This window comes from Brevundimonas sp. GW821-FHT09G01 (genome assembly GCF_059416065.1).
This window is the reverse complement of record NZ_JBWKOL010000001.1, coordinates 198026-220329: the sequence shown is the minus strand read 5'-3', so window position 1 is coordinate 220329 and position 22304 is coordinate 198026. Positions and strand designations below refer to the sequence as shown.

The following is a 22304-nucleotide window of genomic DNA, read 5'->3' as shown; positions in this document are numbered from 1 at the left end:
GAGTTCGAGCGCCCTAGAACAGGCTGTGGCCCTTCGGCAGTTCGGCGTAGCGGTTCACGCGGGTCGCCAGCACCAGGCCGAAGCCGATCATCACCGTCAGCATCACCGTGCCGCCGTAGGACAGCAGCGGCATGGGCACGCCCACGACCGGCGCCAGACCCATCACCATGGCCCCGTTGATCAGGACGTAGAGGGCGAAGGTCGCCGTCACCCCCGCCGCGCCCAGACGGCCGTAGTGGCTGTGCGACAGGGAGGCGATGCGCAGCGCGATCAGGATGATGGCGATGTAGCAGGCGATCACGGTGAAGGAGCCGAGGAAGCCGAACTCCTCCGACAGGGCCGCGAAGATGAAGTCGGTGTGCTTCTCGGGCAGGAACTCCAGCTGGCTCTGGCTGCCCAGGCCATAGCCCTTGCCCAGCAGACCGCCCGAACCCATCGCGATCTTCGACTGGGTGATGTGATAGCCGGTGCCCGTCGGATCGCCTTCCGGGTTGAGGAAGGTCAGCACGCGGTGGCGCTGATAGTCGTGCATGCCGAACATTACATAGAAGGGCACGGCCACCAGGGTGGGGACCGTGACCCCCGCGATGATCTTCCAGCTCAGGCCGGCCATGAACATGATCGCCGCGCCGGTCAGGCCCAGCAGCATGGCCGAGCCCAGGTCGGGCTGGTGCGCCACCAGCAGGAACGGCAAGCCGATCATGGCGGCCGGAACGATCAGCTTCCAGTGGAAGCTGGCCTCCTTGGCGGAGGCGCTGTGGTACCAGCGGGCCAGGGCCAGCACGAGGCCGATCTTCATGATCTCGGACGGCTGGATGCGAGTGACGCCGACGTCCAGCCAGCGGGTCGCGCCCATCGCGGTGTAGCCCAGGCCCGGCACCTCGATCGCCGCCAGCATCAGCAGGGCGACGCCGTAGATCGGATAGGACAGGCGGAACCACCACTTCAGGTGAACCATCGACAGCGCCAGCATCACCACCAGCAGGACGCCGAAGCGGATCAGGTGGCGGGCCGCCCAGGGCTCCCAAGAGCCGCCGGCGACCGAATACAGCATCATCGCGCCGATGCCGGCGATCACGCACAGCAGGCTGGTGAAGCGCCAGTCGATCTGGCCGATCTTGACGACCAGCCGCTCGCGCTCGCCGGGACGGGTCAGGGCCGAGGCGGTCATTGCGAAGCGTCCGGATTGTAGGGGCGCGGACCGGAGGTCGCGCTGGGCGCCGCGGCGCGCGGAGCCTGGGGTTCGGGCGACGCGGGGATGTCCGGCTCCGGCGCGGCGCCGATGTCGCCCTCGTCGATCTGGGGCCCGGTGGGCTCGGGCGGCAGCGGCCGGGTGATGCGGTCGCGCATCTCCGGGTCCTTCAGCAGCGCCGTACGCATCACCTCGCGGGCGCGCGGCGCGCCGGCGGTGCCCCCGCCGCGGCCGCCGTGCTCGATGATCACGGCCACGGCGTAGCGCGGCGCGTCGATCGGGGCGAAGGCGATGAACAGATTGTGGTCTTTCTCAGCCCAGACGTTCGACTTGCGCGACTGGCCGGGACGGTAGTCGCGCGACTGCGCGGTGCCGGTCTTGCCCGCCATCTGGATGTCGCCCAGGCCCAGCTGGCTCTGGCGATAGGCGGTGCCCGAGGTGTCGTTGGCCACCGCGATCATGCCCTGGCGCACGATCTCCAGGTGTTCGCGCGAGAACTCCAGATCCGGCACGTCGCCGCCGCTCGGCCGCTCCACGCCGCCGACCGACTTGATAAGCCGGGGCTGGATCGCCTTGCGTCCGTTGGCCAGGCGCGAGGTGTAGACCGCCAGTTGCAGCGCATTGACCAGCACCGCGCCCTGGCCGATCGCCACCGAGGTCGTCTCGCCCGGATGCCAGACGGGATCGCGGGGGAAGGTCCTGCGCTTCCACGCCGTGGACGGCAGCAGGCCCTTGCGCTGGTTGCCGACGCCGATGTCGAACTCATGCTCGAAGCCCAGCTTCAGCGCCGCGTCGCGGATGCCGTCCACGCCCGCGCGGTTGCACATGGAATAGAAGTAGACGTCGCACGAGTTCTTGATGGCGTTGTGCATGTCCTGCGAACCGTGCACGCCCCAACAGCGCTGCGTCCGGTTGCCGTTCCGGAAGCTGCCGGTGCACACCACCCGCTGGGCGGGATTGACCCCCGCCGCCAGCAGCGCCAGCGCGGTGGCCGGCTTGAACGTCGATCCCGGCGGGAAGGTGCCGTTGATCGCCTTGTCCAGCAGCGGCTTGCGCTCATAGTCGGCGAGCGCCCGATAGATCGAGGTCGGCACGCCGCCGACGAACAGATTGGGATCGAACGACGGCGACGAGGTCATGCACAGGATGTCGCCGTTGCGCACATCCATCACGACGCAGCTGCCGCTCTCGTCGTCGAACACTTCCAGCGCGCGGTTCTGCACGTCGGCGTCCAGCGTCAGGACCACGTCCTTGCCCGGCACCGCCGGGCGCGAGCCGCCGATGTCCTCGGCCACCACCCGCCCGCGCGCGTCGACCTCGACCCGGGTGCCGCCGGCCTCGCCGCGCAGGTCCTTGTCGAGCGACTTCTCCAGGCCCTGCCGCCCGATACGGAAGCCCGGGTTGTAGAGGATCTGGGGCGGTTCTTCCCCCTTGTCGCGGATCGCCTTGATGTCGCGGTCCGAGACCTTGGCGACATAGCCGATGACGTGGGCGAAGGCGCCGCCGAACGGATAGAAGCGCGCCTCGTTCATGTCGGCCATCACGCCGGGCAGCTCGTTGGCGTACAGGTTGACCCGGGCGAACTCCTCCCAGGTCAGGTCGCTCTTGACCGGCACCGGCGAGAAGCGCGGCGCGGCGTTGACGTCGCGGATGATCGTGCGGCGGCGGTCCAGGGTGTCGGGCAGCAGCCGGCCCAGCAGGTCCAGGGTCTGGTCCAGGTCCTTGGTCTCGTCGCGCACGACAAGCACGCGGAAGCTGGGACGGTTGCCGGCGATGACCACGCCGTTGCGGTCCAGCACCCGCCCGCGCGGCGGCGGCACCAGGCGGAAGTTGAACTGGTTCTGGCTGGCCAGGGTCGAATATTCGTGCGCCTGGAACACCTGCAGCTGGGCCAGACGGCCGGTCAGGGCCAGCCCCCCAAGCGTCGTCAGGCCGCCCAGCACGAAGGTGCGGCGCAGGAACGAGCCCTGACGCTCGTTCGGATCCGAGAAGATGATGGACGGTTCCGAGCTCATCGGAACCTCACATCGCCGTCGTCGAACCGCTCGATCATGGTGTTCGCGAACGGGAACAGCAGCAGCGTCGGCACGACCTGGCCCAGGAGGGCCAGGATGCTGGGCATGTTGCCGATCTTGAACGACGCGATCGCGTAGCAGATCGAGAAGGCCAGGCCGCAGCACGAAGCGTACCAGATGAACAGGACGGCCGTGTCCTGGCCGATCAGGAACGACCGGGCGCCCAGCACCACGGCGTAGACGGCCAGCAGGGCCAGGGCCCACATGCCCAGCAGCCCCTGCCCGCCCCAGAAGATGTCCAGGAACAGGCCCACGCCCATCAGCACCATCGGCGCCACCCAGGACGGACGGATCAGCGGCCAGGCGAAGGCCAGCACCAGCGGGATGACCGGTTCAGGCAGGCTGAAGCCGAACAGCTTGACCGGCGTGGCCAGGATCATGGTCACCGCGACCGTGATGAGGGCCGGATAGACGATCCACTGCACCGGCCCGACGACGCGGACCGCGACGGGCCGTCTCATTCGGTCCCTCCCGAGGGCGTCTCTTGCGGCGCCGGCTGAACCGGTTGCGGCGCGGGCCGGGCGGGCGGCGGAGCGGTTTGCTGGCGCGGCGCGACGGGCGCGGGCGTCGGAACCGGCGGCGCGGCGTTGGCGGCGCGGATGCGCTCGGCCTGGGCCGCGGCCGCGGCGCGGCGACGGGCGGCGGCGTCATCGATGGCGGCGGACTGGGCGCCGGTCGCTTCCGGCAGGGTGTCCAGCGCCGCCAGCGGCGGGGCGTTCAGGTCATTGGAGCCGACCAGCTGGCCGAAGTCCTCGAACAGCAGGATCTTCACATAGTCGATGGCCCCGCGGTCGCTGAACAGCTTGACCCGCCACGAGCCGTCGATGCCCTTGGCCGCGACGCCGATCGGCACGCCGCGCGGGAAGCCGCCGCCGTCGCCCGAGGTCAGGATGCGGTCGCCGGCCTGGACCGAGCCCACGCCGCGCACGAACTCCAGGCGCGGATTGCCCGAGCCGTCGCCGGTCAGGATCGCGCGGGCGTCGGTGCGGTCGACCAGGACCGGCGTGCGGCTGGCCACGTCGGTGAGCAGCACCATGCGGCTGACGTTGTCGGACGCCCCGACGATGCGGCCGATGAGGCCGTGCTCGTTGATCACCGGATTGCCGACCTTCACGCCGCGGCCCGAACCGATGTCCAGCAGGCGGGCGTTGGAGAAGGGGCCGCGCGAGTCGGAAACGGAGCGGGCCGTACGCATCGGCACGTCAGGCTCGGGCCGCAGGCCCAGCATGGCCTCGTAGCGGCCGTTGATGTTCTTCAGGGCGATCGCCTGGTCGCGCCAAGGCTCCAGTTCGGCCAGTTCGCGCTTCAGGCGGCGGTTCTCGGAGACGGCGAAGAAATAGCCGCCGATGTAGTCGCTGGCCTGGCCGAACCAGCGGACCGGGGCGGCGAAGACGCCGCCGACCGGACCGGCCACGGTCTCCACCCCGGCGCGGGCCGGCTGGTAGGGCGAGGCTTGCGCCCGTCCGTCGCTGACCAGCAGCAGGCCGGCGCAGATCGCCGCGACCGCGACAGCGACCGCCGCGGTCGCAACCAGCGGCACCTTGATGTTCTCGAACGGTCCGTCGCGAAACGCCACGGCGCGCCTTCCTCAAAAAAGGGAATCAGCGGGACTCCCCCAGCCGATGTGCCGAGCCTATCGCAAAATCCGGGCCAGTTGGGAACCGGCGTAATCCCTGTGATGACAGGGATTTGAGGCATTCTCTGGAACTTGGCCTTAGAGGGCCGAGTCGAGCACGCCCTTCATCCACCGGGGATGCTCCAGAACGCGACCGCAGCCGATGGCCACGCACGACAGCGGATCGTCGGCGACCGAGACCGGCAGGCCGGTGTGATCGCGGATTTCAGCGTCCAGGCCGCGCAGCAGGGCGCCGCCGCCGGTCAGCATGATGCCCTTGTCGGCGATGTCGGCGGCCAGTTCCGGCGGGGTGGCTTCCAGGGCGACCTTCACGGCCTCCACGATCTGCGACACCGGCTCGGCCAGGGCTTCGGCGGCCTGGCGTTCCGAGATGCGGACTTCGCGCGGCACGCCCTGCATCAGGTCGCGGCCCTTCACATCGATCGACAGGCCTTCGCCGTCGGCCGGGATACGGGCGGTGCCGATGTCCTTCTTGATGCGCTCGGCGGTGGTCTCGCCGATCAGCAGGTTATGGTTGCGGCGCATGTACGAGATGATCGCCTCGTCCATCTTGTCGCCGCCGACACGGACCGAACGCGAATAGACGATGCCCGACAGCGACAGCACGGCCACTTCAGTGGTGCCGCCGCCGATGTCGACGACCATCGAGCCGGTCGGCTCGTGGATCGGCAGGCCGGCGCCGATGGCAGCAGCCATCGGCTCGTCGATCAGGCCGACGCGGCGGGCGCCGGCGTTCAGGCAGGAATCGTTGATGGCGCGACGCTCGACGGCCGTGGCGCCCGAGGGCACGCAGACGATGATCTTCGGGTTCACGAAGCCGCGGCGGTTATGAACCTTGCGGATGAAGTGCTTGATCATCTCTTCGGCGACTTCGAAGTCGGCGATGACGCCGTCGCGCATGGGGCGGATCGCCTCCATGTGACCGGGGGTGCGGCCCAGCATCTGCTTGGCCTCGATGCCCACGGCGTGGACGATCTTCCGTCCACCGACATTCCGCAGCGCGACGACCGATGGCTCGTTCAGAACGATGCCCTTGCCCTTCATGTAAATCAGGGTGTTGGCGGTGCCGAGATCGATGGCGATGTCGTTCGAAATCGTGCCGAATACGTGGGAGAACATGGGCCTGGGATACCGTTCGTTCGGGCCTTAAGGGCGTGCGTCTGACTTGATCCGTTTCGGCGACGCCCCGGCTTCGCATATCCCCATACGCGCCGCCTCCTGATCGTCTTCGCCGGACCGACCGAGGGCTCGTTTGCCCGTGTGCGGAGGCGAATACAAGCCCCGTGAACGCTGCATGGTCCCGGAAGGGGGACAGGCCGTTCACGATAGTGTCAGGCAAGGTCGGCGCGCCGTCCGCTCAGGCCGGGTGCAACCCCTCCATATGCAGCACCTTCGCCACCGCCGGACGCGCCTGCACCAGGTTCAGATGGGCGTTCAGCTTGGGGAAACGCTCCTTGTCCAGAAGGTCGTTCAGCCTCAGCCAGCGGGTGAACACCGACAGATAGCCGTCGGCCACCGTATAGGCCTCGCCCATCGCCCACGGCCCCCTCAGCAGATGGTGTTCGACCAGGTCGTAGCGGGCCAGCGCCTTCTCCAGCGCCGCCGCCCTCGCCTCGCCCTCCAGCGGCGGGTGGGCGAACAGCACCGGGCCGATGGCCGGATGAAGGGAGGACGCCAGGAAGCCGTTGAAGGACTGCATCTGGCCGAACTCGAACGGCGAGTCGTTGGGGGCCAGCTTCGCCTCCGGATGGGTCTGGGCGACATAGCCCATGATGACCAGGTTCTCGGTCAGCACGCCCTCGTCCGCGACCAGGGCCGGCGTCACGCCCGCGGGGTTCACGGTCAGATACTCCGGCGTCTTCTGCTCGCCCCTGCGCAGGTCGATCTTCACCAGCTCATAGTCGGCCCCGGCCTCCTCCAGCGCGATATGCGAGGCCATGGCGCAGGCGCCGGGCGAGTAATAGAGCTTCAGCATGGGGGTCTCTCCTGCGGGGATGGACAGCAGGGAAACGCGCGGAGCCCCGTCCCTTTCCCTCAGCCCTCAGTCTTCGGCGACGCCCGCCGCCTTCTCGCGCCGCTTCACGAACTCGCGCACCGCCAGCATCAGGCCCAGCCAGACCACCGCGACCGCCGCCAGGATCAGCGAGGTCCAGATCCCGTCGCCCGACACCGCCGACACCACCGCCCCGCCGAAGAAGGCGACCAGCACCGTCTTGGGCAGGACGCCGAGCGCGCATCCGGCCAGGAAGCCCCAGAAGTTCGCTCGCGTCGCCCCGAAGGCCATGTTGACCACGATGAAGGGCGCCGAGGGCACGTTGCGGATCATGAAGCTGGCGTAGAAGGCGTTGTCGCCGACGAACCGCTTCAGCCGGTCGGCAGTGCGCCCCCCGAACCGCTCCAGCGCCCGCGCCGTCGGCCCCCGTCCCAGCCAGTAGGTCGCGCCCGCCGAAACGATGGTGGCGACCCAGCTGTAGAGGAAGCCGAACCACGGCCCGAACGCCACCACGCAGGCGGCGATCAGCAGGAACTGCGGCAGACCCAGGAAGGCGGCGACGGTGAACACGAAAATGGCGACGAACACGCCCCACGGCCCCGTCCGGAACCCGCTCATCCACGCCTCGAGCTGCCCCTCGGCGCCCAGCTCCAGCTGGTGCTTGCCGACCAGGAACAGAGCGACGACCCCGGCCAGCAGCAGCGCGGTCGCCAGCAGGGCCCGCCATCGGCGGCCCTCCATGTTCAGGATGAAGTCGAGGATGCGGCGCAAGGGGCGGTTCCGGCTCATTCAGCGAATGCACCGCCATTTGCACGGACTCCGGCCGATCCGTAAACCGCCTCGGGCTCAACTCGGGTCCAGCATTCGCTCCAGCGTCGCCAGGTCATCCGCCTCTCCCGCCGGCTTGTCCCAGCGGATGCGGTTGATGCGGGGAAAGCGCATGGCGACCCCGGACTTGTGCCGCTTGGAGCGTTGCAGTCCCTCGAACGCCACCTCCAGCACCAGGCCGAAATCCCGGCTCGCCTTGACCGACCGCACCGGCCCGAAGCGCTCGACGGTGTTGTCGCGCACGAATTTGTCGAGCTGTTTCAGCTCCTCGTCGGTGAAGCCGAAATAGGCCTTGCCCACGGGGGTCAGCACGTGGCTCCCATCGACGTCCTCGGTCCAGACGCCGAAGGTGTAGTCGGAATAGAAGCTGGAGCGCTTCCCGTGCCCGCGCTGGGCGTACATCAGCACCGCGTCGATCAGGTGCGGGTCACGCTTCCACTTGAACCAGGGCCCCTTGGGCCGTCCGGCCTCATAGACGCTGTCCAGCCGCTTCAGCATCAGCCCCTCGGCGGACTGCGGATCGCCCGGCGGCGGTTCGGCCCGCTGCGCCGCCAGCGCCTCCCAGCTGTCGAAGGCCACCAGGGGCGACAGGTCCAACCGGTCGGAGCCCGCCGCCGCCACGAAGGCCTCCAGCCGCGCCCGGCGCTCGGCGAAGGGCGATCCGCGCAGGTCCTCGCCCCCGGCCGCCAGCAGGTCGTAGGCGCGGATGCCCGCCGGATGGGCCGCCGCCAGCTTGGCGTCCGCCGTCTTGCGGTTCAGCCGCTGCTGCAGGTCGCCGAACGACCCCACCCGTCCCTCGCGCAGGACCAGCAGCTCGCCGTCGATCACGCCGTCATAGGTCAGGGCGGCCAGCACGTCGGGAAAGGCGGGCGACACATCCTCGCCGGTGCGGCTGTACAGCCGCTTCACCCCGCCCTCGCTGACGGCCTGCACGCGGATGCCGTCCCATTTCCATTCCGCCGCATAGGCCGCCGGGTCCAGTCGGGCGAAATCCACGGCCTCGTCGATCGGCTGGGCCAGCATGACCGGGCGGAACCGCCCGTGCGCCTCAGCCGAGGGCCGCTCCGCCCTGCCGTCCAGCCAGGCCAGAAGGTCGGCGTAGGGCGGGCTCTGGGCGTGCCAGACCTCCTGGATGTCCGCGACCTCCACCCCGCCGAAATCCGCCGCCGCCTGCCACGCCAGCCGCGCCGACACCCCGACCCTCAGGCCGCCCGTCACCAGCTTCAGCAGCGCCCAGCGGCCGTCGGCGTCCAGGGCGTCCAGCCAGCCTTCGAGAAGGCCCTGCACCTCCCCGCGCTTGGCTTGGCCCAGGGCGTCGACCACCTCCGACAGCTCCGGCTCCCGGTTCGCGCCGTGACGGGCCGGCCAGATCAGGGCCACGGTCTCGGCCAGGTCGCCCACATAGTCGTAGGACAGATGGAAAAGCTCCGCGTCCACCCGCGCCTCGACCGCGGACCGGATCATTCCCGGCTTGGCCGCATTGAACGACAGCGCCCCGGTCAGCGCCGCCAAGGCCCAGCCGCGGTCCGGATCCGGCGCATCGGCCAGATGATCGCGGATCAGCCTGAGCTTGGCGTTGCGCGACGCCGTCAGGGACAGCCGGTCCAGCAGGGCGGCGAAGGCGCGCATCAGTCGTCGTCCTCGTCCTCATAGCCGACCAGATGCAGGGCGCGCGCCTTCAACCCGTTCAGCTCCGCCCAGCGGCGCAGGGCGTCGTCCCGGCCATGGGTGATCCAGGTCTCGTCCGGCGACAGCTCGGTCAGGGTGGCGGTCAGCTCGTCCCAGTCCGCGTGGTCCGACAGCACCAGGGGCAGCTCCACCCCTCGCTGCCGCGCCCGCGCCCGCACGATCATCCAGCCCGAGGCGAAGGCGGTGACGGGATCGGGGAACCGGCGGCTCCACCGGTCCGCGATGGCCGAGGGCGGCGCGATGATGATCCGCCCGGCGAAGTCCGCCTTCGACCCCGTCGCGGGCGCCAGCGGCCCCAGATCAACGCCGAAATGCTCATACAGCCGGTTCAGCCGTTCCAGCGCGCCGTGGACATAGATGGTCTCGTCATAGCCGGCCTCGCGCAGCAGCCGGATCACCCGTTGCGCCTTGCCCAGCGCATAGGCCCCGACCAGATGCGCCCGCTCGGGAAACTGGACCACCGACCGCAGCAGCCGGGCGATCTCCTGGCTGTCCGGCGGGTGGCGAAAGACCGGTAGGCCGAACGTCGCCTCGGTGATGAAGACATCGCTGCGCACCGGCTCGAACATGGCGCAGGTCGGGTCGCGGCGGCGCTTGTAGTCGCCGGACGCCGTGATGGTCAGCCCGCCCCGCCGCACCGTCGCCTGCGCCGAGCCCAGCACATGGCCCGCCGGGGCCAACGACACCTCGACGCCGCCGACCGTCACCCGCTCGCCATAGGCCAGCGACTGGGTCGAGCCTGCGAAATCCTGCCCATACCGCTCCGCCATGATGGCGAGCGTCTCCGGCGTGGCCAGCACCGCGCCATGACCCGCCCGTGCGTGATCAGCGTGTCCATGGGTGATGACCGCCCGATCCACCGGCGCCGGCGGATCGATGAAGAAGCCGCCTTCCGGGCACCACAGGCCCTGCGGCGTCGGACGCAGCACGGCCTCCGGCAGCAGCGGCGCGTGAGAGTTCTGGATCGGTCGCATGCGTCTCCGACGGCAAGGGTCGTCAGCCTGAACGCGGCGGACCGGAAAGGTGTCCGTCCACCGCCGATTTCAGCTCAGGCGGCGGCGCACGCTCCCGCGGGTGCGGCGCCCTGCCCCCGACCCCAGGTCGTCGCCTCGGCCCGGTCCGTCAGGGTCAGGTCCAGACGGCCGCCCCGCTTCAGGCTGTCCCAGCCCAGCCAGACCTGATCGACCGCCTGCCCGTCCCAGCGCACGCCCGCGATGTATTGCGCCCGCGCGCCGCCGGCGCCCGGCGCCTCGATGCGCAGCGTCCGCCCCTCGCCCAGGTCGATCTCCACCGCCTCGAACCGCGGCGCGCCCACCAGCAGTTGCCCCGTCCCCGGCATCCCGGGGTACAGGCCCATCGCCCCGAACAGATACCAGGCGGACATGGTCCCCAGGTCGTCGTTGCCGGTGACGCCGTTGGGGGCGTTGGTGAACAGGGTCTGGGCGGCGCGGACCACCTCGGCCGTCCGGTCGGGCCGGCCCAGCAAGGTGTAGATCCACGGCGTGTGCATGGTCGGCTCGTTGTTCGGGTTGTAGCGGTGCTGGCCGTAATAGGCGTACGGCCCCGCCACCCACTCCGCGCGCGCGGCCTGCGGATTGGCGGCGACCTTGTCGATGGCGAAGAAGCGGTCCAGCCGCGCCAGGGTGCGGTCCCTTCCGCCCATGGCCTCGCTCATCCCCGCCACATCCTGCGGGACCAGCCACTGGTACTGCCAGGCCGTGCCTTCGTGGAAGCCGTAGTGAGAGGTCGGGTCATAGGCGCCGGTCGGGGGCGTGAACCAGTCGCCGTCCTCCATGCGCGGGCGCGGGAAGCCGGTGAAGTCGCTCTGCGGATCCGCGACGCTCGCGTCCCAGACCCTGCGCCAGTTTCCGCCCCGCCGGCGCAGCGCCGCCGCGTCCGCCGTCCGGCCCAGCGCCTCGCCCATCAGCGCCAGCGAACAGTCGGCCAGCGCATATTCTATCGTCGCCGAGCCGCCGTGGTGCGGATCCGTGTCCATGCCCTTGGCCGGATAGGCGCGGTCGAACTGGACATAGTCGTTCGCCAGATAGCTGGGGTTGCCCGCCCGGCCGCCGTGGCGCGAGTTCAGCGGCGGCGTCTCGAAGGCGTTGCGGCGCAGCGCCGTCCACGCCTGTCGCTCGCGCCCCTCCAGCGCCCCGAAACGCCACAGGTCGACCAGGAAGGGCGTCACCGGGTCGCCGGTCATGACATTGGTCTCGAAGCCGGCGTAGCCCCAGCGCGGCAGCCAGCCGCCCTGTTCGTCGATGGCCAGCACCGAGCGGGCGATGTCGCGGGCCCGATCCGGCTTCAGCATGGCCAGCAGCTGGTTCTGGGACCGGTAGGTGTCCCACAGCGAAAAATACTCGTGATAGGTCCAGCCGTCGGCCACGTGGATCTGGTCGTCGTAGCCGCGATAGCGCCCGTCGGCGTCGCTGCCGGTCATGGGCTGCAGCAGGGCGTGGTACAGGGCGGTGTAGAAGACCGCGCGGGCGTCGTGATCGCCGCCGGCGACCCGCACGGCCCCCAGCTCGCGGTTCCAGGCGCCCTGGGCCGCGTCGCGCATGGCGTCGAAGCCGATCAGCCGCCCGTCGGCACGCCCCTCGGCCTCCAGATTGTTGCGGGCGCCCTCCTGATCGACATGCGAGATGGCGCTGACCGCCGTCACCGCCCGACCGCCGGACAGATCGAACGTCACCCAGGCGCCGTTCCGGGGATCGTGCTCGCTCTCCATGCTGAAGCGCGCGCCCGGCGTTCCGCCCGCCTGCCCCCAGACACCGAAGCCGCTGAACGGCCGGTCGAACTCGATGCGGAACCAGGTCGCGTACTGATGGCCGCCGCAGAAGCTCGAGGTCGTCACCTTGCCCTCGATGGCGCGGTCGCCGACGACGCGGACCTGGCTGCCGACGACGCGGTGGCGCTCATTGGCCTGGCTGACGTTGATCAGGACGTGACCCTGCGTCTGGCCCGCCGCGAAGGTGTAGCGCTCGGCCGCCGCCCGGGTCAGGGCCGTGGCCTCCACGTCGATGCCGCCGTAGTCGGTCAGCCGCACCTTGTAATAGCCCGCCTGCCCCACCTCGCCCTCGTGGGTGTAGCGGGACGCATAGGCCTTGTGGTCGAAGCTGGCGGCCTTGGCCGTGTCGAAGGCGCCGCCCGGGGCGATGGAGCCGGTCACCGGCAGCACGGACACCTGCCCGCCCTGCTCCCAGCAGCCGGCGCCCGAGACGAACGAGCGTCCAAAGCCCCGGATGGTCTCGTCGTCATAGCGCCAGCCCGCATAGTGCGAACCGATCGGACTGACCTGGATCAGGCCGAAGGGGGCCGAGGCGCCGGGGAAGGTGTTCCCCTCGTCCCGCGTGCCGATGAAGGTGTTCACCGCAGCCGAGGCACCGGGCGAACCCGGACCCGGCCGGGCCAGAACCGGGGCGGCCTGCGTCAGACTCAGGGCGACGACCGCCGCCATCGCCCGTCCGATCCGGGCGATCGTCTTCCCCGTCATGGCTTCCTCCCCGAAGCGCTGTTTTGTGGTCGCGAACCTAGGGGGATGAGGGGCGGCTGTGAACCGGCAAGGAAGCGTAGCGTCTCGTCATTTGATCCCTCCTTCGCAACTGCGTAATGAGGACCGCCGTCCTCGGGAGTCGCCATGTCCAGCCTGCAGTCCTCCGCCCTCGCCCGCGTCAAGCCTTCGGCCACCCTCGCGGTGACCGCTCAGGCGCGGCAGCTGAAAGCGGAAGGCCGGGACGTGATCGGCCTGGGCGCCGGCGAACCGGACTTCGACACACCCGAGAACATCAAACAGGCCGCCATCGACGCCATCACGCGCGGCGAGACGAAGTACACCGACGCCGACGGCATGCCCCAGCTGAAGGCCGCCATCTCGGCCAAGTTCAAGCGCGAGAACGGCCTGGACTACAGCCCGGCCCAGATCCACGTCGCCCCCGGCGGCAAGCCGGTCATCTTCAACGCCCTGGTCGCCACCCTGAACCCGGGCGATGAAGTCATCGTGCCCGCCCCCTACTGGGTCTCCTATCCGGACATGGTCCTGCTGGCCGGCGGCGAGCCCGTCACCGTGGTCGGCGAGGAGAAGGACGGCTTCAAGCTGCTGCCCGCCGTGCTCGAGGCGGCGATCACCCCCAGGACCCGCTGGCTGATCCTGAACAGCCCGTCCAACCCCACCGGCGCCGCCTATACCCGCGCCGAGCTGGAAGGTCTGGCCGAGGTGCTGCGTCGCCACCCGCACGTCTGGGTGCTGACCGACGACATGTACGAGCACCTCGTCTACGGCGACTTCGAATACACCACCATCGCCCAGGTGGCGCCGGACCTGATCGACCGCACCCTGACGGTCAATGGCGTCAGCAAGGCCTACGCCATGACCGGCTGGCGCATCGGCTACGCGGGCGGGCCCAAGCCGCTGATCGACCTGATGCGCAAGGTGGCCAGCCAGACGACCTCCAACCCCGCCAGCATCAGCCAGTGGGCGGCGGTCGAGGCGCTGAACGGCCCGCAGGACTTCATGGCCGAGCGCCGCGACGCCTTCGAAAAGCGCCGCGACCTGGTCGTCTCCATGCTGAACCAGACCGCGGGCGTCACCTGCGCCACGCCCGAGGGCGCCTTCTATGTCTATCCGTCCATCGCCGGCCTGATCGGCAAGACGACGGAGACGGGCGTGGTCATCGACGGCGACGGGACCTTCGCCGCCGAACTGCTCAACGCCGAGGGCGTCGCAGTCGTGCAAGGCGAAGCCTTCGGCCTCAGCCCCTATTTCCGCATCAGCTACGCGACGTCGGAAGACGTGCTGGAAGCCGCCTGCGAGCGGATCCAGCGCTTCTGCGCCAGCCTCAAGTAAGCCCTTCTCCCCTCGGGGGGAGAAGGTGGGCGGCGGAGCCGCCCGGATGAGGGGGCTGTCAGCTCCAGAAACGGAAAGAGGGGGAGCCGTCTGCGGCATCCCCCTCACCCGTCTCGCTTCGTGATCCACCGTCTCCCCCGGAGGGGAGAAGGTTCAATGATCAGATCATCGCCATGCCGCCGTTCACGTGCAGCGTCTGCCCCGTGACATAGGCGGCTTCGTCCGACGACAGATAGACGGCCGCCGCGGCGATCTCGTCGCCCGTGCCCAGGCGGCCGGCGGGGATGTTCTTCAGGATGGTCTCGCGCTGCTGGTCGTTCAGCACGTCGGTCATCGGCGAGGCGATGAAGCCCGGGGCGATGCAGTTCACGGTGATCCCGCGCGAGCCGACTTCCTGGGCCAGCGACTTGGAGAAGCCGATCATGCCGGCCTTGGACGCCGCATAGTTGGTCTGGCCAGGGTTGCCGGTGACGCCGACCACCGAGGTCACGCCGATGATGCGGCCCGAGCGGCGCTTCATCATCCCCTTCATCGCCGCGCGCGACAGGCGGAAATAGCTTTCCAGGTTGATCTTGATGACCTGCTCGAAGTCCTCGTCCTTCATCCGCATCAGCAGGCCGTCCTTCGTGATCCCCGCATTGGCGACCAGGATGTCCAGCGGCGAACCGGCGGCTTCCTCCGCGCGAGCGACAAGGCCGTCGACCGATTCGGCGTCCGACAGGTTGGCGGCGGCGGCGAAGGCGCGCTCCCCCAGCTCCTTGGCCAGGTCCTGAAGCACCGCTTCGCGCGTGCCGGACAGGACCACCGTCGCGCCTTGCGCGTGCAAGGCGCGGGCCACCGCGCCGCCGATGCCGCCGGTCGCGCCGGTCACCAGGGCCGTCTTGCCAGTGAGGTTGAACATTTTCAAAGCTCCGCCATTTCGTGGGTGGGGTCTAACCGAGCCCGCGCCAGATCGCCAGAGGAACGCCCGATGGACCGAAATCGCCTCATCGCCGACCGCCGCGCCCTCCTGCTCGGCGCCGGCGCGTTCGGCCTGTCTGGTTGCGCCACGTTCGGCGGCGGCGCGGCCGCGCCTGAGGTCCGCGGTCTGGAGCGCCTGCCCCTGAGCCAGAGCGTGCTCAACCGGTTCGTGGCCGAGCGCCGCCTGCCCGGCGCCTCGGTCGGGGTGCGCGCCCCGGACGGCAGCGACATCTTCATCCGGGCCGGAACGCTGGACTTCAACGTCTTCGACCGCGTCGGCCCCGACAGCCTGTTCCGCATCTTCTCCATGACCAAGCTGGTCACCGGCGCGGCGGCGGCCGTGCTGATGGAGGACGGCAGGCTGACGCTGGATGCGCCGGTCGCCGAGATCATTCCCGAGTTCGCCGCCCTGAAGGTCGCCACCAACCCCGCGCAGGGTTTGGCCGCCCGCCCGGCGCGCAACACCATGACCATCCGCCACCTGCTGACCCACACCAGCGGCCTGACCTATTCCATCGCCGGAGACGGCCCGGTCCAGCGCGCCTATCGCGAGGCCGGGATCACCCCCGGCGCGCCGCGCGGAGACGACCCACAGGTCCGGGATCTGGATGACATGGCCGCCAGGCTGGCCGACATCCCCCTGATCGCCGAGCCGGGCGCGGCCTATAACTACAGTGTCTCGCTGGACGTGCTGGGCCTGGTGATCCAGCGCGCATCCGGCGTGGCCTTCCCCGATTTCGTCCAGCGGCGCATCCTCAATCCGGTCGGCATGGACGACACCGTCTGGCGGCTGCGCGAAGGCGACGCCGCGCGGCTGATGCAGGTCTACGCCTATGGCCGCGACCGCGCCGCGCCGCCGACCGCCGTGGCGGCCCTGTCGGCCGAGGCCTACGCCCGGCCCGTGACCCTCTATTCGGGCGGCGGCGGCCTGATCTCCTCGACGCGCGATTACCTCGGCTTCCTGTCCATGCTGCTGAACGACGGCCGCGCCGGACGCGTGCGGGTGATGAAGCCGGAGACCGCGCACCTGATCCGCACCGACATCCTGCCCGAGGGCCTGACCGCGGAAGGCGGCGGCTTCGGCTTCGGCGGCTGGATCGCCCGTCCCGGCCACAGGCGTCAGGGCGAGTTCGGCTGGAGCGGCGCGGCCGGCACCCAGGGCTGGATTGACCCTGAGCGGAATTTCGCCGCCACTTTGATGATCCAGGCCATGCCCTACCGCGCGGTCGACATCCTCAGCGAGCTGCGCCCCGCGCTGGACGCCGATCTGGGGATCGTGCGAACTGCCTAAATCGGCGGGGAAAACACCATGCGGGTTTCAGCACTCGGCTTGATGATCGGCATGGGCGTAATCCCCTTGATGCCGGGCTGCGCCGGTCGAAGCGACAATCTCGCCTCTATCCTCAACGCCCCATGGGCATATCAAGGACAGCGCCTGACAGTCCTTGTCTATCCCCGTGACGTCGGCGACGGTTCCTACTTGGCTTGCCTCGATCCCTGTCCTGATCGTGCGCCGGAGAGCTTCGGCAATACTTGGGTCGTTCCCATCGACCCTGACGCCTTCAAGGGCTGGAATGGCGCAAAGGCCGTTCGGCTGAGCGTTGTGATGAATGCATCCAGCTACGCTCCCAACGCCGTTTCGGCGCACTTCCCGATCTGGCTGGAAGATGCGACGCCGGAAGACCGACAACACCCTTAGACGCCAAACGCGCCCCACAACAGCGTCAGCATCAGCGGCACCCACGACAGGCCCAGCAGCATCCACGCCTCGCGCGCATCGCGGCGCCAGTAGCGGTACGCACCACCCGCCACAGCGGCCAGCATGGCCGCCGCCGTCAGCCCGCCCATCAGGTCAAATCCGCCGCGCACTGACAGCACCAGCGTCAGCCCGGCATAGAGCACCGGCGGGATCGCCAGCGCCGCCCAACTCGCGACGGTCAGCCGGCGAAGCGCCGTCGCCTTGGTCACAGCGACTTGGCGAACGCTTCCAGCTCTTCCGGCGTGTTCAACGACAGGCTTTCGGCGTCCGGCGCGATGCGCTTGGCCATGCCGGTCAGCACCTTGCCCGAGCCAATCTCGGCGAAGCGGGTCACGCCGCCTTCCGTAGCCATCCACTCCATCGACTCGCGCCAGCGCACCCGGCCCGTGACCTGTTCGACCAGCAGGCGGCGCAGGACTTCCGGATCGGTTTCCGGACGGGCGGTGACATTGGCCACCACCGGCGCGACCGGGGCCACGATGGTCGCGGCGGCCAGGGCGGCGGCCATCTCGTCGGCGGCGGGCTGCATCAGCGGACAGTGGAAAGGCGCCGAGACGTTCAGCGGGATCGCCCGCGCGCCCAGTTCCTTGGCCTTTTCGATGGCGCGGTCCACGGCGGCCTTGTCGCCCGAGATGACGATGTTGCCGGCGTTGTTGTCGTTGGCGACCACGCAGACGCCCACTTCCGAGCCGGCCTTGGCCGCTTCCTCGGCCAGCGCCAGGTCGGTCTTGGGCCCGATCAGCGAGGCCATGGCGCCCTTGCCCACCGGTACGGCGCGCTGCATCGCCTGGCCGCGCAGCTTCAGCAGGCGGGCGGTGTCGGCCAGCGAGATCGAACCGGCGGCGCACAGGGCCGAATATTCGCCCAGCGAGTGGCCGGCCACGAAGGCGGCGCGGCTCACGTCCACGCCGAACTCGACCTTCAGCACGCGGGCGGCGGCGGCCGACACGGCCATCAGGGCCGGCTGGGCGTTCTCGGTCAGGGTCAGCTGGTCCTCGGGCCCTTCGCGCATCAGCACGGACAGCTTCTGGCCCAGCGCCTCATCGACCTCGTTGAAGACATCGCGGGCCGAGGCGAAGGCGTCGGCCAGCGCCGCCCCCATGCCGACCGACTGGCTGCCTTGTCCGGGGAACAGAAGGGCGAGGGTCATGGGTGGGCTCCGAAGCCGTGAATCAAGGCGGCAGCGATAGGCCGGGCGTGACGCAGGGGCAAGCCGTGGGGCTTCAGATCACGCCCAGAGGTGGATCGCGTCGGCCGCCGGCTGGACCTCGACCGGCGCCGTCTCTCCTGCATAGCTGATGCGGCTCTCGCGCCCGCCGCAGACGCAGCGGAAGCGTTGTGACCGCCCGGCCGTGGGCCAGTCGCGGGCCGGACCGAACAGGACCTTCGCCTCCAGCAGGGCGACGTGGACGCAGCCCGGCGACAGGCAGCGCACAATCATCCGCCCGCGCGGCATATCCATCTGAGATTCGGCCATGAGTCCTCCCGGACCCGGACGCTAGCCGGGCTCGCCTGTGAGTCTCAAGGCCAATTCGTTCTACCTTTGTTCTATATCCACAGCGATGATCGAACCGGCGTGATCTGAACCACGGCCCCTAGAACAGCACCGCCGGGTTCATGATCCTGAGCGGATCGATGGCCGCGCGCACCGCCTGCATGGTGGCGACCTCAAGCGGCGTCTTGTAGCGCCGGGCCTCCTCGGTCTTCAGGCGGCCCAGCCCGTGCTCGGCCGAGATGGACCCGTCGTAGCGGGCGACGATGTCGTGCACGATCTCCGACCCGGCCATCCAGCGGCCGATAAAGGCGGCGTGGTCCACGCCCGGCGGGCACAGCACGTCGTAGTGCATGTTGCCGTCGCCGACGTGGCCGAAGGCGCTGATCCGCGCGCCCGGCTCGAACTTTTCGACCGCCACGGCGGCCTCGTCCAGGAAGTCGGCGATGCGCGAGACGGGCACCGACACGTCGTGCTTCCAGCCGCCGCCCTCGGGCTTCTGGGCCGCCGACTGCTCCTCCCGCACCTTCCAGAAGGCGGCGCGCTGGGCGTCGTTCTGGGCGATGGCGGCGTCCACGATCAGCCCGGCCTCGAAGGCGTCCGACAGCAGCCGTTCCAGCGCAGCGTCGGCCGCCCCCGGCTCGCCCGAGGCCAGTTCGATCAGCACATACCAGTTCGGCGTCGACTCCAGCGGCTCGCGCGTATCGGGGATGTGCTTCAGCACGAACTCCATCCCGATCCGCTTCATCAGCTCGAAGGCCTCGACCCCGCCGCCGGTCTCGGCCTTGGCCCGCGCCAGCAGCTCGATGGCCGCATGGGCGGTGTCCAGCCCCACCATGGCCGTGGCCCGCGAGCGCATGATCGGGAACAGCTTCAGCGTCGCCGCCGTCACCACCCCCAGCGTCCCCTCCGCCCCGATCAGCAGTTGCTTGAGGTCATAGCCGGTGTTGTCCTTCCTCAGCCGCTTGAGGCCGTGGAAAATCCGCCCGTCCGGCATCACCGCCTCGATGCCCAGGACCAGGTCGCGCATCATGCCGTAGCGCACCACCTGGGTGCCGCCCGCATTGGTCGAGATCACCCCGCCGATGGTGGCCGAGCCCTCGGACGCCAGGCTCAGCGGGAAGCGCCGCCCCGCCGCCGTCGCCGCCTGCTGCGCCTCCAGCAGGGTGACCCCCGCCTCCACCGTCATGGCGTCGTCCAGCGGCGTCACGTCCCGCACCGCCCTCAGCTTGCGCGTCGACAGCAGCACCTCGCCATAGGGAATCTGCCCCCCGACCAGGCCGGTGTTCCCCCCCTGCGGCACGACGGCCACCCGATGCTCGGCGCAGATCGTCACCAGCCGCGCCACCTCCTCGGTCGAGCGCGGCGTCAGCATCAGCGGCGTGTTCCCGCTCCAGCGGTTCCGCCACTCCGTCAGCCACGGGGCGATGTCGGACGGATCCTCGGTCCAGCCGCCATTACCGGCGGCGGCCTTGAGGGCGGCGAGAACTTCAGGTGACGGGGAGGTCATGAGGATTTGTGGCAAGGCGCGGGCGATTGCGCCAGTTCAAACGGCCGCTGACGGGGTTAAAACCACCCCGCCTCTTTCATTACCGACCGATAGGTCCGGCTCACCGGCGCCGTCAGCCCGCCGGCGAGGCGTATCTCCCCCGCGCCTCGCCGCCACTGAACACCCTCCACCGCGCCGGCCGCCACCCACCATGACCGGTGGACGCGCCAGCCGTGGGCCAGGGCCAGGTCGTCCAGCGCATCGGCGAAGCGCAGGGTGATCATCTCCGCGCCGGCGTCGGTATGGACCTTCAGATAGTGGTCGTGCGCCTCGATCGCGATCAGCCGCGCCTCGCGGCGCTTCGCCGACAGCCGCCGCCGGAACGCCGCCTCGGCCTCGGGCAGCGGCGGGGCGATGACGGTCCGGGTCTCGACCCGCACGGGCGGGCGCCGCCAGACCAGGGCCCGCACCGCCATCACCGCCAGCATGATCGGCCACACCTGCCACAGCAGCCACCCGTAGGCCGGCCAGGTGATCGGCTGGTCCACGAGCAGAGACTGAGTGACCAGCACCAGCAGCGTCACCGGCGGCGTCATCAGCACCGAGACCGCCGCCACCCGCCGCCAGGGTCTGGTGATGCGCCGGCCCAGCCGTTCGTCCGCCACGACCCCGATCAGCCCGCCCCCGACGATGCAGATCATCCAGTAGACATAGCGCTCCGTCGCGGGGGCGCTGTCCGAGTCGAAAGGCCCGAGGAACCCCATCAGCAGGCCGATCGCGGCCAGCAGGACGAGGTCGATCGCCCAGCGCCCCGCCGTCGCCGCCCCGATCCGCTGTCCCGCCCTGTCGCCCATGCCGTCCCGTTCGCGCAGTCCCGGCGCCGTTCGCGCAATCGGCCCTAGCGAGCCGCCGCGTCACCGGCAAGGACGGTCGCGAAACCGCAACCCTGCTGGATCGGAAAACCTGTGTCTCACTCCCGGCTCGCTGTCGCCGCCCTCGCCCTCGCCGCATCGATCGTCGCCTCTCCCGCGCTGGCCCAGCTTCCGGGCGCCGATGTCGACGCCCGGCCCGATCCGGCCGCGGCCTGCCACATCGGCCTCTATCGGCTGGACGACGGGAGCTGGGTGGATGTCGCGCCTTTGGTGAGCCGGGGGCTCCGCTGGCGTCGGCTCGACGGGGCCACCGCGAAGATGACCCTGGGCGCCGACGGCCGTTGGGTCAGCACCCTGGGCTCGACCACCCGCGTCGAAGGTCCGCAGCCCCAACTCGGCGGTTGCGACGAAGGCCGGATCGTCTTCGAAGGCCAGCCCGGCGCCCGCGTGACGCTGGATGTCCAGGACACCACCTTCATCGGCCAGGGCGGCGTCCGTCTCCACGGGCGGCTGATCCTGCCGCCCGGCGACGGTCCCGTCCCCGTCATGGTCGAGGTGCACGGGTCGGAAGGGGCCAACGCCCTCGACTTCAACGCCTTCCAGCGCTTCGCCCCGGCCTCGGGGGTCGGCGTCTTCGTCTACGCCAAGCGCGGCTCCGGCGGATCGGAGGGCCGCTACACCCAGGACTTCCACATCCTCGCCGAGGACGCCGCCGCGGCGGTCGTCGAGGCCCGCCGCCTCGCCGGTGCCCGCGCGGGCCGGGTCGGCCTGCACGGCGCCAGCCAGGGCGGTTGGGTCGCGCCGCTCGCCGCCAGTCTGACGCCGGTCGATTTCGTCATCGTCGGCTTCGGCCTGGCCTACGGACCCCTCTCCGAAGACAGCGACCAGGTCGCCCAGGATCTGAAGGCCAGGGGATGGGGCCCCGAGGTTCTGGACCAGGCGCGCCGGATCACCGACGTCACCGGCGCCTTCGTCGCCTCCAAAGGCGCCGTCGGCTTCGAGGGGCTGGAGGCTGTCCGGGCCCGCTACCGCGCCGAGCCCTGGTTCGCGGACATCAAGGGCGAGTTCACCGGCCTGCTGCTGAACGCGCCCAATGAGCAGATCATCGCCATGGCCCCCCAGCTCGAGAACGGACCGTCGTGGGACTACGACCCCCTGCCCGTCCTCCGCGGACTGGACTCGCCCATGCTCTGGATCCAGGCCCAGGACGACACCGGCGCGCCGCCCGACGCCACCCGGGCGCGGCTGATCGACCTGTCCGCCCAGGGCCGGCCGATCACCCTGCTGGAGTATCCGGCCACCGACCACGGCATCGTCCGCTACGAGACCGCCGCAGACGGCCGCCGCACCTCGCTCGGCTATGCGCCCGGCTACTATCAGGCCGTACTCGACTGGGCGCGGACGGGCCGGCTGGACGGAGACTACGGCGACGGGCGTCTTCTGGCGCGGGGACGTTGAGGGGCGGCGTCCCCATCT

20 protein-coding genes are annotated in these 22304 nt (G+C 70.0%); 4 read left to right on the top strand and 16 right to left on the bottom strand.

Annotation, left to right across the window (positions count from 1 at the left end; all coding sequences use genetic code 11):
- Window positions 1-13: 13 nt before the first annotated feature.
- The 10 genes from rodA to AC07NB_RS01160 all read right to left on the bottom strand — a co-directional run bounded on the left by rodA (window position 14) and on the right by AC07NB_RS01160 (window position 12906).
- A complete protein-coding gene (gene rodA / locus AC07NB_RS01205) occupies window positions 14-1171 on the bottom strand; it encodes a rod shape-determining protein RodA (RefSeq protein ID WP_291840198.1) in 1158 nt (385 codons plus the stop codon).
- Window positions 1168-3207, bottom strand: a complete 2040-nt coding sequence (gene mrdA, locus AC07NB_RS01200; protein ID WP_492313427.1) for a penicillin-binding protein 2 — start codon at window positions 3205-3207, stop codon at window positions 1168-1170. The genes rodA and mrdA overlap by 4 nt, the downstream gene beginning before the upstream one ends.
- Window positions 3204-3728, bottom strand: coding sequence for a hypothetical protein (locus AC07NB_RS01195; protein ID WP_291840191.1), 525 nt, complete (start codon window positions 3726-3728; stop codon window positions 3204-3206). The genes mrdA and AC07NB_RS01195 overlap by 4 nt, the downstream gene beginning before the upstream one ends.
- Entirely contained in the window at window positions 3725-4843 is a 1119-nt protein-coding gene (mreC, locus tag AC07NB_RS01190) for a rod shape-determining protein MreC (protein WP_494572552.1), read from the bottom strand. Before mreC ends, AC07NB_RS01195 begins: the two co-directional genes overlap by 4 nt.
- Window positions 4844-4981: 138 nt before the next feature.
- Window positions 4982-6022: a rod shape-determining protein gene (locus AC07NB_RS01185; RefSeq protein WP_291841037.1), complete on the bottom strand. Its 1041-nt coding sequence runs from the start codon at window positions 6020-6022 to the stop codon at window positions 4982-4984.
- 238 nt (window positions 6023-6260) lie between these two features.
- Window positions 6261-6878 (bottom strand): glutathione S-transferase family protein, encoded by a 618-nt coding sequence (locus tag AC07NB_RS01180; RefSeq protein WP_494571779.1) that lies wholly within the window; start codon window positions 6876-6878, stop codon window positions 6261-6263.
- 66 nt (window positions 6879-6944) lie between these two features.
- Window positions 6945-7667, bottom strand: a complete 723-nt coding sequence (locus AC07NB_RS01175; protein ID WP_492313430.1) for a TVP38/TMEM64 family protein — start codon at window positions 7665-7667, stop codon at window positions 6945-6947.
- 75 nt (window positions 7668-7742) lie between these two features.
- On the bottom strand, window positions 7743-9353 hold the full coding sequence (locus tag AC07NB_RS01170; RefSeq protein ID WP_494571778.1) for a cisplatin damage response ATP-dependent DNA ligase: 1611 nt from the start codon (window positions 9351-9353) through the stop codon (window positions 7743-7745).
- Window positions 9353-10387: a ligase-associated DNA damage response exonuclease gene (locus AC07NB_RS01165; protein ID WP_494571777.1), complete on the bottom strand. Its 1035-nt coding sequence runs from the start codon at window positions 10385-10387 to the stop codon at window positions 9353-9355. Before AC07NB_RS01165 ends, AC07NB_RS01170 begins: the two co-directional genes overlap by 1 nt.
- A 74-nt stretch (window positions 10388-10461) precedes the next feature.
- On the bottom strand, window positions 10462-12906 hold the full coding sequence (locus AC07NB_RS01160) for a GH92 family glycosyl hydrolase (protein ID WP_494571776.1): 2445 nt from the start codon (window positions 12904-12906) through the stop codon (window positions 10462-10464).
- Between the two features lie 144 nt (window positions 12907-13050).
- Between AC07NB_RS01160 and AC07NB_RS01155 the strand changes: the two genes are divergently transcribed.
- On the top strand, window positions 13051-14256 hold the full coding sequence (locus AC07NB_RS01155) for a pyridoxal phosphate-dependent aminotransferase (RefSeq protein WP_494571775.1): 1206 nt from the start codon (window positions 13051-13053) through the stop codon (window positions 14254-14256).
- A 160-nt stretch (window positions 14257-14416) separates the two neighbouring features.
- On the opposite strand, the gene fabG is transcribed toward AC07NB_RS01155, so the two are convergent.
- A complete protein-coding gene (gene fabG, locus AC07NB_RS01150) occupies window positions 14417-15157 on the bottom strand; it encodes a 3-oxoacyl-[acyl-carrier-protein] reductase (protein ID WP_291838631.1) in 741 nt (246 codons plus the stop codon).
- A 69-nt stretch (window positions 15158-15226) separates the two neighbouring features.
- Between fabG and AC07NB_RS01145 the strand changes: the two genes are divergently transcribed.
- Window positions 15227-16507 carry a serine hydrolase domain-containing protein gene (locus AC07NB_RS01145; RefSeq protein ID WP_291838634.1) on the top strand — a complete coding sequence of 427 codons (1281 nt, stop codon included), beginning with the start codon at window positions 15227-15229 and terminating at the stop codon, window positions 16505-16507.
- Window positions 16508-16525: 18 nt separating this feature from the next.
- Window positions 16526-16915: a hypothetical protein gene (locus tag AC07NB_RS01140; protein ID WP_494571774.1), complete on the top strand. Its 390-nt coding sequence runs from the start codon at window positions 16526-16528 to the stop codon at window positions 16913-16915.
- Here AC07NB_RS01140 and AC07NB_RS01135 read toward each other — a convergent pair.
- The 5 genes from AC07NB_RS01135 to AC07NB_RS01115 all read right to left on the bottom strand — a co-directional run bounded on the left by AC07NB_RS01135 (window position 16912) and on the right by AC07NB_RS01115 (window position 20810).
- The gene (locus AC07NB_RS01135; protein ID WP_494571773.1) at window positions 16912-17184 is read right to left on the bottom strand and encodes a hypothetical protein; all 273 of its coding nucleotides are present in this window, start codon (window positions 17182-17184) and stop codon (window positions 16912-16914) included. The two genes, AC07NB_RS01140 and AC07NB_RS01135, sit on opposite strands and share 4 nt — an antisense overlap.
- A complete protein-coding gene (fabD, locus tag AC07NB_RS01130) occupies window positions 17181-18125 on the bottom strand; it encodes an ACP S-malonyltransferase (protein ID WP_291838643.1) in 945 nt (314 codons plus the stop codon). The genes AC07NB_RS01135 and fabD overlap by 4 nt, the downstream gene beginning before the upstream one ends.
- Window positions 18126-18203: 78 nt before the next feature.
- On the bottom strand, window positions 18204-18452 hold the full coding sequence (locus AC07NB_RS01125; RefSeq protein WP_492313438.1) for a hypothetical protein: 249 nt from the start codon (window positions 18450-18452) through the stop codon (window positions 18204-18206).
- Window positions 18453-18570: 118 nt separating this feature from the next.
- The gene (locus AC07NB_RS01120) at window positions 18571-19977 is read right to left on the bottom strand and encodes an FAD-binding oxidoreductase (protein ID WP_494571772.1); all 1407 of its coding nucleotides are present in this window, start codon (window positions 19975-19977) and stop codon (window positions 18571-18573) included.
- 56 nt (window positions 19978-20033) lie between these two features.
- Complete coding sequence (locus tag AC07NB_RS01115) at window positions 20034-20810, bottom strand: LytTR family DNA-binding domain-containing protein (protein WP_494571771.1); 777 nt, start codon at window positions 20808-20810, stop codon at window positions 20034-20036.
- 111 nt (window positions 20811-20921) lie between these two features.
- Here AC07NB_RS01115 and AC07NB_RS01110 point away from each other — a divergent pair, with 111 nt between their 5' ends.
- Window positions 20922-22286: an alpha/beta hydrolase family protein gene (locus AC07NB_RS01110; RefSeq protein WP_494571770.1), complete on the top strand. Its 1365-nt coding sequence runs from the start codon at window positions 20922-20924 to the stop codon at window positions 22284-22286.
- Window positions 22287-22304 lie beyond the last annotated feature (18 nt).

Excerpts from the sequence above, each read along its gene's own strand:
- AC07NB_RS01115 (WP_494571771.1), bottom strand. The coding sequence starts at position 20,810 with ATGGGCGACAGGGCGGGACAGCGGATCGGGGCGGCGACGGCGGGGCGC.
- AC07NB_RS01145 (WP_291838634.1), top strand. The coding sequence starts at position 15,227 with ATGGACCGAAATCGCCTCATCGCCGACCGCCGCGCCCTCCTGCTCGGC.
- AC07NB_RS01125 (WP_492313438.1), bottom strand. The coding sequence starts at position 18,452 with ATGGCCGAATCTCAGATGGATATGCCGCGCGGGCGGATGATTGTGCGC.
- mrdA (WP_492313427.1), bottom strand. The coding sequence starts at position 3,207 with ATGAGCTCGGAACCGTCCATCATCTTCTCGGATCCGAACGAGCGTCAG.
- AC07NB_RS01120 (WP_494571772.1), bottom strand. The coding sequence starts at position 19,977 with ATGACCTCCCCGTCACCTGAAGTTCTCGCCGCCCTCAAGGCCGCCGCC.
- AC07NB_RS01160 (WP_494571776.1), bottom strand. The coding sequence starts at position 12,906 with ATGACGGGGAAGACGATCGCCCGGATCGGACGGGCGATGGCGGCGGTC.
- fabD (WP_291838643.1), bottom strand. The coding sequence starts at position 18,125 with ATGACCCTCGCCCTTCTGTTCCCCGGACAAGGCAGCCAGTCGGTCGGC.
- AC07NB_RS01165 (WP_494571777.1), bottom strand. The coding sequence starts at position 10,387 with ATGCGACCGATCCAGAACTCTCACGCGCCGCTGCTGCCGGAGGCCGTG.
- fabG (WP_291838631.1), bottom strand. The coding sequence starts at position 15,157 with ATGTTCAACCTCACTGGCAAGACGGCCCTGGTGACCGGCGCGACCGGC.
- AC07NB_RS01170 (WP_494571778.1), bottom strand. The coding sequence starts at position 9,353 with ATGCGCGCCTTCGCCGCCCTGCTGGACCGGCTGTCCCTGACGGCGTCG.
- AC07NB_RS01140 (WP_494571774.1), top strand. The coding sequence starts at position 16,526 with ATGCGGGTTTCAGCACTCGGCTTGATGATCGGCATGGGCGTAATCCCC.
- AC07NB_RS01195 (WP_291840191.1), bottom strand. The coding sequence starts at position 3,728 with ATGAGACGGCCCGTCGCGGTCCGCGTCGTCGGGCCGGTGCAGTGGATC.
- AC07NB_RS01180 (WP_494571779.1), bottom strand. The coding sequence starts at position 6,878 with ATGCTGAAGCTCTATTACTCGCCCGGCGCCTGCGCCATGGCCTCGCAT.
- AC07NB_RS01185 (WP_291841037.1), bottom strand. The coding sequence starts at position 6,022 with ATGTTCTCCCACGTATTCGGCACGATTTCGAACGACATCGCCATCGAT.
- rodA (WP_291840198.1), bottom strand. The coding sequence starts at position 1,171 with ATGACCGCCTCGGCCCTGACCCGTCCCGGCGAGCGCGAGCGGCTGGTC.
- AC07NB_RS01155 (WP_494571775.1), top strand. The coding sequence starts at position 13,051 with ATGTCCAGCCTGCAGTCCTCCGCCCTCGCCCGCGTCAAGCCTTCGGCC.